Below are 15286 nucleotides of genomic sequence, written 5' to 3'. Positions count from 1 at the left end.
TTATCGGTTTTGGGCGGTGTGTAGAAACCGGAGTATCTGCACCGCCTGATCCGTGACCCTGTAAATGACAATGAACGGTGTGTTGCGGATGACCAGTTCCCGCGTCCCTTTAATGCGGCCCAGACGGCCTATATTGGGTTGGTCTATCAGCAACCGGGTCTGACGCTGGATTTCATCCAATTGCGACAAGGCGGCCTGCGGGCTGTCTCTGGCGATATATTCCATGGCCTCATTACGCCGGACGCGCGCCGCCGTCATCCAGACAATAGCCCTCATTCGCCCGCCTTAATCCGGCCGAGGAACGATTGACGCTGACGCTCCATATCGGCCACAACGTCTTCATGGCTGTGCCAGACGGTGTTGGGGTCGTCAGCCTCTTTCAGCCCGGCCTCAACCTCAGCCCGGAACCAGTCATCATATTCGCGGGCCTTTTGTTGTTGCTCAACATAGTCGCGCATAAATTCCCGCACGATTTGGGAGGCCGGACGATGCACCGCCGCTGCTTCGGCCATAAAGGCTTCGCGCAGTTCCGGCTCGATCTTCAGCGTAAAGACGGCTTCCTTGGACATGGCGACCTCCGCGAACCATACTCACGATGTATATACACCGTGAGTACCCGTTCTACAATCGATCGATCGCGCCCTGCGGTTCGGTGAACCACTTGGCACCAGATTCAGCGACGTACATGTGGTCTTCCAGCCGGATGCCAAAGCGTTCCGGCACCACGATCATCGGCTCATTGGAAAAGCACATGCCGGGGGCCAAAAGCGTCTTATCCCCGCGCACCAGATAGGCCGGCTCATGGATGGCCAGCCCGATGCCATGACCCGTGCGGTGCGGCGTGCCGGGCAGGTTATAGTCCGGCCCCAGACCGTGCTTCTCTAAGATCGCGCGGGCGGCATAATCGACGCTTTCGCACGGCTTACCGACCTCAACCGCCGCAAATGCCGCCGCTTGGGCCTCCTTTTCGATGTCCCAGATGCGCTGCTGCTCTGGTGTGGCCTGCCCATAAATATAGGTGCGGGTGATGTCGGAGGTGTAGCCCTGCACGTAGCAACCGGTATCAATCAGAACCAGATCATTCTCAGCCAGGGTCTGCACACCCGGTAGGCCGTGCGGATAGGCGGTGGCGTGGCCGAACTGCACAATGACGAACGAATTGCCCGCCGCCCCCATCTTGCGGTGAGCGGCCTCGATGAAATTGATCACCTCTGTGGTCGTGATACCGTCGCGCAGGATTCGCGCCGTCGCCTTGTGCACGATCTCGGTCATGGATTTCGCCTGCTGCATCAGAGCCAGTTCGGCGGACGATTTATACATCCGGCAGCCATTAATGACCGATGAAGCTTCCTGAATCGCCAGACCGGTTTCGCGCATCAGGCGGCTAACCATTTCAAACGACAGGGCCGGATCAACGGCGATGACCCCGCCGCCCCAGTCGGACATGGCCTGCTTGATCAAAGCATGGGGGCTTTCGTCCTCCTGCCACAAACGTAGTTCCGCCGGAATTTTGAGATCGGCCTCTAACGACCCGCGCTCAAAAAACGGGCAGATAATGACCGGCTCGCCATCTACGGGCAGCAGCATGGCCACCAACCGCTCCGACGCGCCCCACGGCACGCCTGCGAAATAACGCAAAGATGCTCCCGCCCCAACCAGCAACGCCTTGGCGCCCATGTCACGGGTCAGTTTGCGGGCCTTATCCAGCCGCGCCTGATATCCCGCCGCCGAAATAGCCTCTGCGGCCACCGGAGGCTGAAGCTTGGCCAGTTCGGCCTCAATCGTCGATCCACCAATCATCGTCTATCCTTTACGCAAATCTATTCAAATCAAAGGCCTTGGGCGCATGGCCGGTCGTGACCATATCGGCCACGATCTCACCGGTCACTGGCCCCAGCGTCAGGCCCAGATGCTGATGGCCGAAAGCATAATAAAGATTATCGGCCTTATCGCTTTTGCCGATAGCTGGCAAATAATCCGGCAAGGTCGGTCGCGACCCGATCCATTCAGCCCCCTCACCCTCAAACGGCAGGCCCAGCGCCTTGACATGGCCGCGCAGCCGTTGCCACTTGCGCGCATCAGCGGGGGCATCCGGCCGGTTAAGCTCCACAAAGCTAGCCGCGCGCAGCCCGCTTTCAAAGCCCGTCACGATCATCGAGCGGTCTTCAAACACCACCGGCGGCAAGCTTTGCGGCCAGCCATGCTGCGCCGTCTGAATGTGATAACCGCGCTCGGCAATGATGGGGACGCGGTGCCCTAATGGTTCAAGCAGGGTCTTTGATCCCACGCCCGCACTGATGACAACGCGATCTGCGGTCAGTATCTCTCCGCCTTTAAGTTTTACAAAAGCCTGCCTGCCTTCGACGCTAAGAGCGGCCACGGATTTATAGTAGATCACCCCGCCCCGTTCGACAAACACCGCTTCCAGCGTTTTCAGAAGACGGGCGGTGTCACTGACCTGCCCGGTGTTTTCAAAGCGAATCGCGCCTGCGATCGGCGCTTTGGTGATGGCCTTTAACTGCGCCATTTCATCATTGGTCACCTCATGAAAGCGCGCCGTGCCGGTGTCGGTGGCCTTCCAGCCCGCCAGCCCTTTGGCCGCACTCTCCGGCGTTTCCCATATAACAAAGTGTCCATCTTCGCGCAGCAGGTCAGTCGCACCTATGTCTGACACCCTGCGTTTCCAGGCCGGCATGGCCTCAGCGATCAGAGCAGATAACGCAGCCTTACCCTTTGCGAATCGGGCCGGTGCCGACGCCCTTAGCAGTCGCAGCGAAAACGGCAGCCATTCCCTAAAACCCGCCGCCGGAAACGATAATGGCCCGCCCAAAGCGAACCAGCGCTTAAACGCCGATTTAACCATGGCGGCCGACGCCAAAGGTTCGACCTGTTCGATCGCAATATGTCCGGCATTGCCATAAGACGCCGCCTTGCGCACCGGCTCAGCTTCAAGCAAGATAACGCCGATATTTTTACTCTGGAGCGCCAGAGCGATGTTCAAACCCACCAAGCCACCGCCGACCACAATCGCCTTCATTTAACCGACCAATCTGTGTTGCATTACACCATCGCATATAGTATACGGTATATGTTCCTATACAAGACTCAGGAGTAGTATAAAATGAAAATCGATTGGCAGGGTGTGTTTCCGGCCGTTACCACACAATTTAATGAAGATCTTTCAATCGATTATGCTGACAGTCAGCGCGTCGTCGATGACCTGATCAATGATGGCGTCACCGGTATTATAGCACTCGGCACCTGCGGCGAAAACAATTCTCTTGAGCCTGACGAAAAGCGTAAACTCCTGACCGCTATCGTCGAAGTCGTCGCCGGTCGCGTACCGGTTGTTGTCGGCACCTCTGAACTGACCACCCCGCGGGCGGTATCCTTTGCCCGGGACGCCGAAAAGATCGGCGCCACCGGCCTGATGCTGCTGCCGGCCATGGTCTATGTGCCAAAGACCGCTGAACTGGTTGAGCACTTCACGCAGGTCGCCAATGCGACCTCACTGCCGATCATGCTTTATAACAACCCGACCGCCTACCGCGTAAACATCGGCAACGATGCACTGGAAGCCCTGCGTCCGGTTAAGAACATCGTCGCCATCAAGGAATCGGCGGCCGATACCCGCCGTTTCACCGACGTTTATAACGCCTTCGGTGACCGTTATTCGATCTTTGCCGGTCTGGATGACGTGGCCTATGAAGGTCTGCTGCTGGGTGCTCAGGGCTGGGTGTCCGGACTGACCTCGGCCTTCCCGGCTGAGTCGGTTCTGCTGGTTAAGGCGCTCAAGGCCGGTGACCTGAATACGGCGCTTGAAATCTATCGCTGGTTCCTGCCGCTGCTGCACCTTGATGCCGAGCATGACCTTGTTCAGTCGATCAAACTGGCTGAGCAGATCATGGGCCGCGGTTCTGAGCGCGTGCGTATGCCGCGCCTGCCGCTGACGGGTGCGCGCCGCGCCGAAGTCACCAAGATGGTTGAAGAGGCCGCCGCGTCGCGTCCTTCGCTGTCGATCCACAAAGCCGCTTAAACTACACATGGGGGGAGTTTTCTCCCCCCATGTGCCCCCTCCCCGGCGCGCCAGGGAGGTAAAAGTGTCTCGTTCCGCCGAAGGGCCGCCCCGAGGCTGAATGTGTCGATATTGATTTACATGAAAAAGTATTCCCGATCTTATCGGGAAACTTTTTTATGAGGTGCCCCATGCGTCATACCTTCTTCTGCATCGATGGTCATACCGCCGGTAATCCGGTACGCTTAGTTGCGGGTGGCGCGCCGCTACTCGCGGGCAGCAATATATCCGAGCGGCGGCAGGACTTCATGAACCGCTTTGACTGGATCAGAACCGGCCTGTGCTATGAACCGCGCGGTCACGACATGATGTCGGGCGGGTTCCTGTATCCGCCGACCCGCGAAGACACCGACGCCGGTATCCTGTTTATCGAAACCTCCGGCTGCCTGCCCATGTGCGGCCATGGCACCATCGGCATGGTGACCTTTGCGCTCGAAAACGGCCTGATCACCCCGCGCACACCGGGCAAGCTTAAGCTCGAAGTTCCCGCCGGCATCATCAATATCGATTATAAGACCGAAGGCCCAAAGGTCACGGCGGTCAAAATCACCAATGTCCCGGCCTATCTGGCCAGGACCGGCATCGAGATCGATGTGCCGGAGTTCGGTCAGCTGACGCTGGATGTGTCTTACGGCGGCAACTATTACGCTATCATTGAGCCCACCACCGACGGCCCCTATACCGGCCTTGATGATCTGGGGGCGGCGCGAATCATCGAGCTGTCGCGCACGATCCGCACCCTCGTTCGGGAAGTCTATGAGCCGGTTCATCCGCTTGATTCGACTATTCGCGGCGTCAGCCATGTCCTGTGGGCCGACAAGCCAAAGAACGCCGAAGGTGAACCCAACCCGGCCCACGGTCGCAATGCGGTATTCTATGGTGAGCGCGCCATTGATCGCTCACCGTGCGGCACCGGCACTTCGGCCCGTCTGGCGCACCTGCACGCCAAGGGCAAGCTGAAAGTCGGAGAAGCCTTTATACATCAAAGCTATATCACCAGCCGCTTTTCCGGCGTGGTGACCGAAGAGGTCGACCTGAACGGTGTGGCCGCCATTATTCCGTCCATCGAAGGCTCGGCCATTTCGACCGGTTTCAACACCATCTGGATTGACCGCGAAGACCCGTTCTGGCAAGGCTTTCAGGTCGTTTGATAGCGCTAACAGATAAGCACAAATCCCCCCTTGCCTTTCGTAACAATTTAATGAAATACTGGTATACTTTATAAGTAAAAGTGCCGGAATTCTTACGGAATTAAAGGCCGCAGGGGAACGCCGATTATTCGGTTTTAATGGATTTGATAGATGGCCATTGTGGTTCAGACGCTCTCAGAGCAAATATTCTCCCTGGTGCGTGACCGCATCATCTCAGGTAAGTTCCCGGTTGATGTTGCCATCCGACAGGACGCCTTGGCGGCGGAACTGGGCGTCAGCAAAATCCCGTTGCGCGAAGCTCTGGCACGTCTGGAACAGGACGGCCTGCTGCTGTCTCAGGCCAATCGCGGCTTTTTTGTCCGCCCGCTCAATGCCGATGAAGTCGATGAAGTCTACGCCCTGCGCCTCAAGATCGAACCCGAAGCCGTAGGTCTGGCCTCAAAGATGGCGACCGATGCCGACCGCAAGGCGGCACGCGATGCCCTCGACGCCCTTGATCAGGCCGCGATCACCGATAAAACTCAGGTTGGCCGACTTAACCGCGCCTTTCACATGTCGCTGGTCCGCCCGTCAAAGCGTCAGGTAACCATTCAGATTGTAGAACGCCTGAATATCATTTCTGAGCGTTATGTGGGTAAGCACCTGGAACCGGCCGGTCGCGGTGACCGTGCTCATCAGGAACATAGCGCTATGCTGGAGCTTTGGTCGGCCGGTAAGGGCGATGAAGTCGCCGCCGTCATGTATGACCACATTGCCTCGACCCTTGATGATCTGCGTAAGCAGTTCGAGGCCGAAAAGGCCGGTTGATCCCAGCGAGAAGAACTGCCGTCTTTATTGATCCAAACGAAACAATATGTGTAGGCATTTTTATAGTCATCCGTCGTAAAATCACCACATCTCGGATATATGGATTGTATAAGATATAACAATCCATCAGGAAGCACGCCCCCGGAAGCGCTGGTAATCATTCAGTGGTGCTATCATGGGAATACATGTCCAGACCGTTTCCGAACAGGTCTATAAGCTTTTACGCGACCGGCTGGTGTCGGGTACTTTGAGTCCGCATGACGCCATACGTCAGGAGGCCATCGCGGCGGAACTGGGGGTCAGCAAGATCCCTGTGCGTGAAGCGCTAATCCGGCTCCAGAACGAGGGCTTGGTGGTGCTGGAGGCCAATCGCGGCTTCTTTGTTTCGCCGCTATCCCTCGAAGAAGCCGAAGACGCCTATGGCCTGCGCCTGACCATGGAACCGCAGGCCGCAGCCTTAGCCGCCATGCGCGCCACCCCCGAAGACCGGCTGGCAGTGACCGCCGCCCTCAACGGGCTGCAACATGCCGCCGAATCCGACCGGGGTGATGTCGGTCGCTGCAACCGCCTGTTCCACCTGTCGCTGATCCAGCCGGTGCGCAAGCCCGTGACCATCAACTTTATCGAACGCCTGCACCTGATCTCAGAACGCAATGTTTGCGAGCATCTAGTGGCGGCGGGCAGCGAAGACCGCGCCCATCAGGAACATCTGGTGATGTATGACGCCTGGATGTCGGGTAAGGGCGATGAGGTGGCAAGGCTGGTCTATGACCACATCAATGCGACGTTTGAGGAACTCAAAGCGCACTACTGATCATAAAAAAGGCCCCGGAAACCGGGGCCTTTTACGTTTCGCTTAGACGCCCTTGTTCGCTTAAGTACCTTTGCGCAGACGGCTGTTCCACTTGCCATAGGAGAAGTAGACCGCCAGACCGATCACCATCCAGATCAGAGTGAACAACTGGCTCTCTACCGGCAGGCTGGAGAAGATGAATATGCAGCCGCCAATCGCGAACAACCCGACCACCCAGTAGAATGGCACCTTAAAGGTTCGGGGCGCGTCCGGCATTTTCTTACGCAGGATGATCATCGACAGGGCCACGGCCACGAAGGCAATCAGTGTCCCGGCATTGGACAGTTCTGCGATCTTCTTCAGCGGCACAAAGCCCGCAAAGATGGCCACGAAAATACCGGTCAGCAGGGTGATCAGGGCCGGAGATCCCTTGGCATTGACCTTAGCCACCGCCTTGGGCAGCAGGCCATCACGGGCCATGACGAAGAAGATGCGGCTTTGGCCGTACATCATCACCAGAATAACCGATGGCAGAGCGACAATAGCGGCACCCCCAACCAGAGACGCAATCAGCGGATAGCCCAGGGTGCGCAGAACGTGCGGCAAAGGCTCACCCGATCCGGCGATTTCGTTGAAGTTGACAGCACCGATCGCCACCGCGGCCACCAGCATGTAGATAAAGGTCGAAACCCCCATTGAGCCCAGAATACCGATGGTCAGGTCACGACCGGGGTTCTTGGCTTCTTCGGCTGAGGTCGAGACGGCATCGAAACCAAAGAAGGCAAAGAAGACGATGGCCGCCGCCGCCATGACGCCGAACTTTTCGGCCCCGACTTCGTGAGCCAGAAAGCCAAACGGCATGAACGGATCATAGTTACCCGCCTGAATGGCGGGCAGGCCGAGCACGATAAACGCCCCCAGAGCGACGATCTTAATGATGACCAGAACGATATTGACGGTCGCACTTTCGCGCGTGCCGAGCAGCAGCAGTCCCATGACCGACAAGGCCACAAAGACGGCGGGCAGATTAACCAGACCACCGGCATAGGGCCCGCTCAGGAGCATGGCCGGTAACTGCAAACCGATCCCTTCCTGCAACCAGCCGACCAGGTGGGCTGACCAGCCAACGGCCACGGTCGAACAGGCCAGCGAATATTCAAGGATCAGCGCCCAGCCGACCACCCACGCCGCCATCTCACCGATGGCCGAATAGGTATAGGTATAGGCCGAACCCGCGGTCGGGATAAGAGTTGACATTTCGGTATAGCAAAGCGCTGCACAAGCACAGACCAGACCACACAGCGCAAACGATACGATTACCCCCGGCCCGGCCAGCCCTGCGCCCACGCCGGTCAGCGTATAGATGCCGGTGCCGATAATGCCGCCGATACCGAGCGCCATCAGATGCGGCCAACTCAGCGTCTTAGCCAGCGCCTTGCCATCCTCCTCTGCCCTATGCAAAGGCTTGATTGGACCAAATAATCCCATTGGAATCCCCTTAAACTACCATTTACCGAATTAGGGTGACGAAACCCGACACTGTCAACATATCGTCACCAATTTGTTGCAAATGCAACCTGTCACTCTGTTGCGAAAAAAGGCCATGCCGCATTTGCGCGACATGGCCTGATGAAATTATGCGGGAACAAGTTCCACCGTGGTTGGGCCTGAGCCTAGCTTGACAGTGTAGGCACCAAGCTCCTTTGGCGCTGACAGGCTGTAGGCCTTAGCACCCTTGACCGTTGTCTCAAGATTGACATAGGCCTTGGGCGTATATTGATCGGCGGCTTCAAATGTGACGCTGACCTTGCCCGTGGCGGTGTCAAAGGCGACCGACGCGATTTTACCGGCATCGAGCGTGATCCACAGACCGGCAGGGGCGATGAACACCCGACGGCGACCGCTGTCTTTCGGGGCGATCGTCACCATCGAACCTGAGTGCGTGACCACACCGCCAAAGCCGGTCCAGCCAAAGGTCGGATGGTTGACGAGGTAAGATGCCGTCGTCACGGCATGGCCAAAGAAGCTCATGCCGTAGTCGCCGTTGATGGCATCCCACTTCATGGCGTCGGGGAAAGAGTGAAACGCTGCCGAGGCAAAGCCTTCGGTGTCGATATTGGTCAGCGACCCCATCAGGCCGCCGTAAGCGACCCGCAGCATGTAGAGATCATCCGGCGTTTCACGGAAGGCATCAAACAGCGGCACCGCATTAAGCGATGAGCCATAGTGGTGAAGCTGACGCTCGATACGCGACTGCTTCCCGGCATAGAGGAAGTCCCAGAACCGGCGCGCCGAGCCATTATAGCCCCAGTGCGGAATGGCCGGGTCATAGGCCATGATCACTTCGCGGGTGACATCGGCCTTATCCTGATGGCCGAAATAGCGCATCCACATATAGACTTCGGCCTGACCGGTCGAATCCCACGGCATTTCCGAGCCGAACGGATATTTGAGCTTTTGCCAGATTTCGACGCGCTTTTTCATCAGCGCTTCGACCTCAGCGGCCAGTTCGGTCATATTCTCGCGCTTGAGATCAAGCAGGATATAGAGGAAGACATCGCCTTCCATCTGGCCGAACTGGGTATAGTACGGCGCTTTAGACATCATGGCCTTGGTGGTTTCCGCCGCCCGCGTCAGATAGGTCTGCCAGCTCTCGCCCGCCGTCATGCTGTCATGATAACGGCCGAGGCGGTACAGCGTCCACCACGCCGCCGCCGGGTGCGGATAGTTGTAGGAACGGCCAAGGTCAGCGGCACCTTTGCGATCCCATGCCGACCAGACTTTCCAGTTGATCGACGGATCATAGGTGCCCGCGGGCATGCCTTCGGGATCATAGAACATCACCGACTTGCGCACGCCGTACTTATCGGGGCCGTCAGGAGTCTGGATCTGGCCCCACAGGGTGGTGTTGGCGAAGCGCTCGAACTTGGCGACCTCTTCCTTTTTAGGGTTATCAAGCTGCTTCATGATCGCCGCCAGCCACGCGCCAGCGCCGCCTTCGTCCGACAGGCCGGAAATCCAGATGCGGTTATCCTGAAGCACGATCTCGTTCTTGTCGCGGTCATAGATCATGATCGACGGCGAACGCTTGAACGGATCGTTGGGGTTCTCATACCACTGCTTGGTGGTCAGGAAGTGGCCCATATCGGCCACGGCTTCGGCTTGCGGTTTCGTGACCTTATAGTGGACGGTTTGAATGGTGCCGTCAGCATAGGTCACATCCAGCCGCGCACGGCCCAGAATCTTACCGGTGATGCTATATTTGACCCAGCCCCCCTTGACGGTGCTGGCCGATGAGACCTCAAGCGCACCCGCTGTATGAACGGCCAGAGATTTCACCGGCTTAGGCGCATGGATAAACAGATCGGCGGGCAGATCGGTCGGCACCACATAGCCCGGCAGGCCCACGGCCACCGGACGGTTATGCTTGATCAGGGTCGGCTCGATCTCACGGATGGTCGGCGACAGCACAAACTTGACGGCCACCGTGGTCGATTGACCGGGCTTGATAAACAGCGAGGTCGGCGTGTTCCATTGCTCGATCCCCTTCCATTCGGTGTCGGCAAAGCCCTTGGCGTTAGTCATCCAGCTATAGAAGCCTTCAAACGTCATGTTGCGACGTTCGGCGTCGTTGTAGATTTTCAGCTTCTTATCGGCATCAACCTCATTGAGGATGGGCTTATAAAGCTCGAACTTGGCCGTATCGGTTTCCGGCAGCACCAGCAGCGACGGCCCCTGCCCGTTCAGACGATTGACCTGCAAATAACCGGCATTGAGGCCGACATAGGGGTCGTAGAACGACGCCACATCATGGGCCTCATCCAGATGACGGCCCGTGATGATGTTATCAAACACCATCGCAATTCCTAAGCCGCCGACCTCAACGCTCTTTGTGGTAAGGTTCGACAGGGTAAAACGTAAGACCAGCTTGCCACCGACCACGGCCCATGTCCGCACGACCTTAAGCGGCACACCACCGAGCGACGGCGTAATATCAGCGGAGGCCAGCGCGCCTTTTGGCTTAGGCAAGGCCTTAACCTTAGTGCGTTTAAAGGCGGTCGAATGATCGCTCCAGGCCGTATCGCCTTCTGAGCGCACGCGCAGATCAAGGTCGCCCAGACGATAGCAACCGTCGGCCAGACGCTGCGTGAACTTGCCCGACGGGGCGAAATCAAACCCACCGGCGACACCCTTGGGCGCCAGCGACACGAGGGTCTGAGAGGTATCTTGTAGTGAAATCAGAAAATCTGGTGTTTCAAAGATCGTGGTCTTCGCATCCGGGCTGTTCCATGAATTTCCTTGGGCATGGGGCGCGCTTTGGGCCAGCGATGGGCCAGCCGTCGCGGCGGCCGCTAATGAAATCAGGCTCGTCCGTCTCGTTAAATGCGGGGCGGGGATGCGGGTCATTAGGGTCAGTCTCCGAATGGGTATTTAGGACGAAAAGAACGTCTGCCGCAGTCCTTCCACGGCAGACGCCTAAAGTTGCCGACAAAATGCTCTGCACCAGGGAGGACCAGAGATTTCAGTGCCGGTGTGAGGATACGCAAAACAAATCTACAACAGTCGCAAGCGACTAGGTTCGATAGTAACCACCATATGACAAGAGCGTCAAATATAAATTATACGATTATCATAACGACAGCGTTATCACTTGGTTTTTTTCACCTTATCCTTTGGCGTGATGACGGCCACTGCCCCACCGGAGGGTGCCAGCGTCAGGGTCAGGCTGTCCGATGCGGTGGTTTTTTGCGACGTGGTGATAAGGCTGGAAACGGTGGCCCCGTCCTGCCACAGACGGGCATCATAATTGCCGCCCTTCAAGAACGATAGCGGCAGGGTGATGGTGCGGCCCTGCTCATTGGTCATGGCCCCGATGTACCAGACATCGCCCTTACGGCGGGCGGTGACGATGAACTGACCGATATCGCCTTGCAGCACACGGGTTTCATCCCATGTCACCGGCACGGATTTGATAAAATCAACGCCGTCTTCCCATTGGCCATCAGCCTTTTTGTAGGCTTGTGGCGCATCGGACAGCATGGTCAGGGGGCTATCGTAAACCACATACATGGCCACCGCCTGACCGCGGGTGGTCATGGTCATCGGACGGTCAATCTGGATCTCAAACGTCTCCGGCGTGCGGTGCGCGAACCCGCCCGGCGTATAGTCGATAGGCCCCAGAATCATGCGGGTATAGGGCAAGGTGACATTGTGGGTGGCGGTGATCCGCGTCGTCCATTTATTGTATTCCGCCCCCAGCACGCCTTCCTGCGTGATGTAGTTGGGATAGGTGCGCACCAGTCCGTTCGGCGCATAGGCCCCATGCAGATCGACCAGCAGCTTGTGCTTGGCAGCCTTGGACAGCACCTTATGATAATAATCGACCATGTCCTGATCGGAGCGGTCCATGAAGTCGATCTTGATGCCGACAATGCCCCATTGTTCATAGGTTGCCAGCGCTTCATCCATCTGCCAGTCCAGTTGCTGCCATTGCAGCCACAGCATGACCTTGACGTTGCGGTCTTTGGCATATTTGAGGATTTTAGGCATATCGAGCGCCGGAATGGCCTTAGTGACGTCCGATCCGGGCTTAGGGCGCGTTGATGATCCAACCGACCAGCCTTCGTCGATCAGCATGTAGTCCAGCCCCATCTCTTTGGCGAAGTCGATATAGGCCAGATAGGTTTCCGTATTGATGCCGGGGTTTTTGACCGGCGCATTAAAGCCGTTCCACCAGTCCCAGGCGCTCTTGCCACCCTTGATCCAGCCTGTGTCGGCAATCTTAGACGGCTCCCCCAGCGTGGCGATCAGGTTGGATTCGACCAAGGCGCGCGCGCTGTCGCCGATCATGACCACCCGCCACGGGGTTTTGAACTCAGGCCCCGTCTGGGTGATTTTGGTGACATAAGGCTTGAGCGAGTCGCTATCCAGACGCGGGGGCAGCTTGACCGCGACGCCTAAGCCATTGTCGCCTTTACGGTTATAAAAGGCCGCCGGATAGTGCTTCACGTCCGATTCCGCCAAAGCAAACGCGGTCTCTCCGGTTCCGGTCTTACAGACCAGCGGCGAATCGAGCAGGTAATGATCGCGGATCAGGGACGCCTTGACCGCATCGAATTCGCCTTCGTGGGCATTGTGGAATTTGCCGAGGTTCAGCCCCCAGCAGTCATAATCCTTTGGGAAAGCAAACTCGGTCTTTTCGCCCAATATCCCAAAGCTTTCAAAGCCCGGCTGATTAGGCAAAACATAGCGCACCGCTGCCCCGTTATCATAGGCGCGCACCACGATCGCCATCTTACGACCGCCCTCCACCTCTTCAAAAGTCAGGGTGGTTTCGTTAAAATGATCGGGGGCGGATTTGGCCTTACCCACCACGATGTTGTAGGTCTCATTGACCGTGCGGTTGGTCACGACCGGCGGCTTGAACCCCTTAAGCCCAAAGCCCGCCACATCGGTGCGCAGGCCCGTCGCCGAAGGAGCTATCACCGGCTGGCCTTTGTAAGCGACACGCCATGTCGGCAGGTCAGCCCCTGATTTATCGAGCGTCACCACCACCTGACCGTCCGGCGAAGCGGCGGTGTAGGTTTCGGCAGACACTGCTACCGCCACGGTCATCAGCATCAGCGGTAAAATCGAGCGAAGCATGGGCCGCCTTTTCAATAAACAGACAATTCAAAATATGAATACTGTATACGATAATCGTCTGTAAAGGCCTATTGGCACGGATGGCGCGTGCCGGACATATTTCCCTCAGCCAAACTTACCCTTCCCTAAACCGGCGCGCCATTGTAGAGGCGTCTCAACACCCAATTACATAGTTAGTCCGCATGATCCGCCTCGATAATATCAGTAAGCAAAACGGCCACCAGATCCTGTTCATCGATGCGTCTATGGGCCTCCAGAAGGGCGAAAAGGTCGGGCTGGTCGGGCCGAACGGTGCGGGTAAATCGACGCTGTTCCGCATGATCACCGATCAGGAACAGCCCGACGACGGTCAGGTCGCCATCGATACCGGCATGAAGATCGGCTATTTCAGTCAGGACGTGGGCGAAATGTCCGGCCAGAGCGCGGTGGCCGCCGTGATGGATGGCGTCGGCCCGGTCAGCGCGCTGGCCACCGAAATGGCGCAGCTAGAAGCCGCCATGGCCGACCCGGATCAGGCTGACGCGTTTGACGCCATCATTGAGCGCTATGGTGAGGTACAGGCCCGCTTTGAAGAACTGGACGGTTATTCCGTTGAGGCGAAGGCGCGTGAAGTTCTGGCGGGCCTGAGTTTCAGTCAGGAACGCATGGACGGCGATGTCGGACTTCTGTCTGGCGGCTGGAAGATGCGGGTGGCGCTGGCCCGCATCCTGTTGATGCGGCCCGATGGGATGTTGCTGGACGAACCCTCCAACCACCTTGACCTCGAAAGCCTGATCTGGCTGGAGGCTTTCCTTAAAAACTACGACGGCGCGCTGTTGATGACCTCGCACGACCGCGCCTTCATGAACCGCATCATCAATAAGGTGGTGGAGATCGATGGCGGCTCGCTCATCACCTATTCGGGCGATCTCGACTTTTATGACCAGCAACGCGCCCTCACCGAAGCGCAGCGGCAGGCGCAGTATGAACGCCAGCAGGCCATGCTGGCCAAGGAAATCAAGTTTATCGAGCGATTCAAGGCGCGGGCCTCCCACGCCGCGCAGGTCCAGAGCCGGGTCAAGAAACTCGACAAGATCGAACGGGTCGAAGCTCCCCGGCGTCGGCAGACTGTTCAGTTTGATTTCCGCAGTCCCCCGCGGTCGGGCGATGATGTCCTGAACCTGCGCGATGTCCATAAGCGCTATGGCAGTCAGTCGATCTATGCCGGGCTCGATTTCAAAGTCCGCCGCAAAGAACGCTGGGCCGTGCTGGGGGCTAATGGTGCCGGCAAATCCACCCTGCTTAAGCTGGTGGCCGGCGATACGACACCTGATGAGGGCAGCGTGACCATCGGCGCCAGCGTCAAAATGGGCTATTTCGCCCAGCATTCTATGGACCTGCTGGACGGCGAAGAGACGATTTTCGAGTCACTGGAAGGCTCGTTCCCGCAGGCGGGCCAAGGGGCTTTGCGCACGCTGGCGGGGTGTTTCGGCTTCTCCGGCGATGATGTCGAAAAGCCGTGCCGTGTGCTGTCCGGCGGCGAAAAGGCGCGTCTGGTCATGGCCAAGATGCTGTTCGATCCGCCCAATCTGCTGGTGCTGGATGAGCCGACCAACCACCTCGATATGGCGACCAAGGAAATGCTGGTGGCGGCGCTTGCTGATTTCGAGGGGACTATGTTGTTTGTGTCCCACGACCGCCATTTTCTGGGGGCACTGTCGAACCGGGTGCTGGAACTCACCCCCGACGGCATTCACCAGTACGGCGGCGGCTACAGCGAATATGTCGCCCGCACCGGCCAGGAAGCCCCCGGCCTTCATCCGGGCGGGTAGCCGC

The 15286-nt window shown here is 57.8% G+C and carries 12 protein-coding genes; 5 read left to right on the top strand and 7 right to left on the bottom strand.

The window, feature by feature from the left end; genetic code table 11:
• From OVA03_RS15730 to OVA03_RS15715, 4 genes are read right to left on the bottom strand one after another with little or no spacing between them, the layout of a single operon-like run.
• The gene (locus OVA03_RS15730; RefSeq protein WP_267525979.1) at positions 1–276 is read right to left on the bottom strand and encodes a type II toxin-antitoxin system RelE/ParE family toxin; all 276 of its coding nucleotides are present in this window, start codon (positions 274–276) and stop codon (positions 1–3) included.
• Entirely contained in the window at positions 273–569 is a 297-nt protein-coding gene (locus tag OVA03_RS15725; protein WP_267525978.1) for an antitoxin of toxin-antitoxin stability system, read from the bottom strand. The genes OVA03_RS15730 and OVA03_RS15725 overlap by 4 nt, the downstream gene beginning before the upstream one ends.
• 52 nt (positions 570–621) lie before the next feature.
• Positions 622–1800, bottom strand: coding sequence for a M24 family metallopeptidase (locus tag OVA03_RS15720; RefSeq protein ID WP_267525977.1), 1179 nt, complete (start codon positions 1798–1800; stop codon positions 622–624).
• A 10-nt stretch (positions 1801–1810) separates the two neighbouring features.
• The gene (locus OVA03_RS15715; RefSeq protein WP_267525976.1) at positions 1811–3037 is read right to left on the bottom strand and encodes an NAD(P)/FAD-dependent oxidoreductase; all 1227 of its coding nucleotides are present in this window, start codon (positions 3035–3037) and stop codon (positions 1811–1813) included.
• Positions 3038–3121: 84 nt separating this feature from the next.
• On the opposite strand from OVA03_RS15715, the gene OVA03_RS15710 reads away from it, so the two are divergent.
• The 4 genes from OVA03_RS15710 to OVA03_RS15695 all read left to right on the top strand — a co-directional run bounded on the left by OVA03_RS15710 (position 3122) and on the right by OVA03_RS15695 (position 6847).
• Entirely contained in the window at positions 3122–4036 is a 915-nt protein-coding gene (locus OVA03_RS15710; protein WP_267525975.1) for a dihydrodipicolinate synthase family protein, read from the top strand.
• Between the two features lie 170 nt (positions 4037–4206).
• Positions 4207–5226 (top strand): 4-hydroxyproline epimerase, encoded by a 1020-nt coding sequence (locus OVA03_RS15705; RefSeq protein WP_267525974.1) that lies wholly within the window; start codon positions 4207–4209, stop codon positions 5224–5226.
• Between the two features lie 150 nt (positions 5227–5376).
• Entirely contained in the window at positions 5377–6033 is a 657-nt protein-coding gene (locus OVA03_RS15700; protein WP_267525973.1) for a GntR family transcriptional regulator, read from the top strand.
• Positions 6034–6208: 175 nt separating this feature from the next.
• The gene (locus OVA03_RS15695) at positions 6209–6847 is read left to right on the top strand and encodes a GntR family transcriptional regulator (protein ID WP_267525972.1); all 639 of its coding nucleotides are present in this window, start codon (positions 6209–6211) and stop codon (positions 6845–6847) included.
• A 60-nt stretch (positions 6848–6907) separates the two neighbouring features.
• Here OVA03_RS15695 and OVA03_RS15690 read toward each other — a convergent pair whose 3' ends face one another.
• From OVA03_RS15690 to OVA03_RS15680, 3 genes are all read right to left on the bottom strand, one after another.
• Positions 6908–8314: an amino acid permease gene (locus OVA03_RS15690; RefSeq protein WP_267525971.1), complete on the bottom strand. Its 1407-nt coding sequence runs from the start codon at positions 8312–8314 to the stop codon at positions 6908–6910.
• A 147-nt stretch (positions 8315–8461) separates the two neighbouring features.
• On the bottom strand, positions 8462–11233 hold the full coding sequence (locus OVA03_RS15685) for a DUF5695 domain-containing protein (RefSeq protein ID WP_267525970.1): 2772 nt from the start codon (positions 11231–11233) through the stop codon (positions 8462–8464).
• Between the two features lie 240 nt (positions 11234–11473).
• Complete coding sequence (locus OVA03_RS15680) at positions 11474–13471, bottom strand: glycoside hydrolase family 97 protein (RefSeq protein ID WP_267525969.1); 1998 nt, start codon at positions 13469–13471, stop codon at positions 11474–11476.
• 182 nt (positions 13472–13653) lie between these two features.
• Between OVA03_RS15680 and OVA03_RS15675 the strand changes: the two genes are divergently transcribed.
• Complete coding sequence (locus OVA03_RS15675) at positions 13654–15282, top strand: ABC-F family ATP-binding cassette domain-containing protein (RefSeq protein WP_267525968.1); 1629 nt, start codon at positions 13654–13656, stop codon at positions 15280–15282.
• The last annotated feature ends 4 nt before the right edge of the window (positions 15283–15286 follow it).

The sequence above is a fragment of the Asticcacaulis sp. SL142 genome, assembly GCF_026625745.1.
GTDB lineage: Bacteria > Pseudomonadota > Alphaproteobacteria > Caulobacterales > Caulobacteraceae > Asticcacaulis.
Note: the sequence above shows the minus strand (reverse complement) of the source record. Positions and strands in the feature narration are given on the sequence as shown.

Bases quoted from the DNA above. Each gene is read 5' to 3' on its own strand.
- OVA03_RS15730 (WP_267525979.1), bottom strand. From the start codon at position 276: ATGAGGGCTATTGTCTGGATGACGGCGGCGCGCGTCCGGCGTAATGAG.
- OVA03_RS15725 (WP_267525978.1), bottom strand. From the start codon at position 569: ATGTCCAAGGAAGCCGTCTTTACGCTGAAGATCGAGCCGGAACTGCGC.
- OVA03_RS15720 (WP_267525977.1), bottom strand. From the start codon at position 1,800: ATGATTGGTGGATCGACGATTGAGGCCGAACTGGCCAAGCTTCAGCCT.
- OVA03_RS15715 (WP_267525976.1), bottom strand. From the start codon at position 3,037: ATGAAGGCGATTGTGGTCGGCGGTGGCTTGGTGGGTTTGAACATCGCT.
- OVA03_RS15710 (WP_267525975.1), top strand. From the start codon at position 3,122: ATGAAAATCGATTGGCAGGGTGTGTTTCCGGCCGTTACCACACAATTT.
- OVA03_RS15705 (WP_267525974.1), top strand. From the start codon at position 4,207: ATGCGTCATACCTTCTTCTGCATCGATGGTCATACCGCCGGTAATCCG.
- OVA03_RS15700 (WP_267525973.1), top strand. From the start codon at position 5,377: ATGGCCATTGTGGTTCAGACGCTCTCAGAGCAAATATTCTCCCTGGTG.
- OVA03_RS15695 (WP_267525972.1), top strand. From the start codon at position 6,209: ATGGGAATACATGTCCAGACCGTTTCCGAACAGGTCTATAAGCTTTTA.
- OVA03_RS15690 (WP_267525971.1), bottom strand. From the start codon at position 8,314: ATGGGATTATTTGGTCCAATCAAGCCTTTGCATAGGGCAGAGGAGGAT.
- OVA03_RS15685 (WP_267525970.1), bottom strand. From the start codon at position 11,233: ATGACCCGCATCCCCGCCCCGCATTTAACGAGACGGACGAGCCTGATT.
- OVA03_RS15680 (WP_267525969.1), bottom strand. From the start codon at position 13,471: ATGCTTCGCTCGATTTTACCGCTGATGCTGATGACCGTGGCGGTAGCA.
- OVA03_RS15675 (WP_267525968.1), top strand. From the start codon at position 13,654: ATGATCCGCCTCGATAATATCAGTAAGCAAAACGGCCACCAGATCCTG.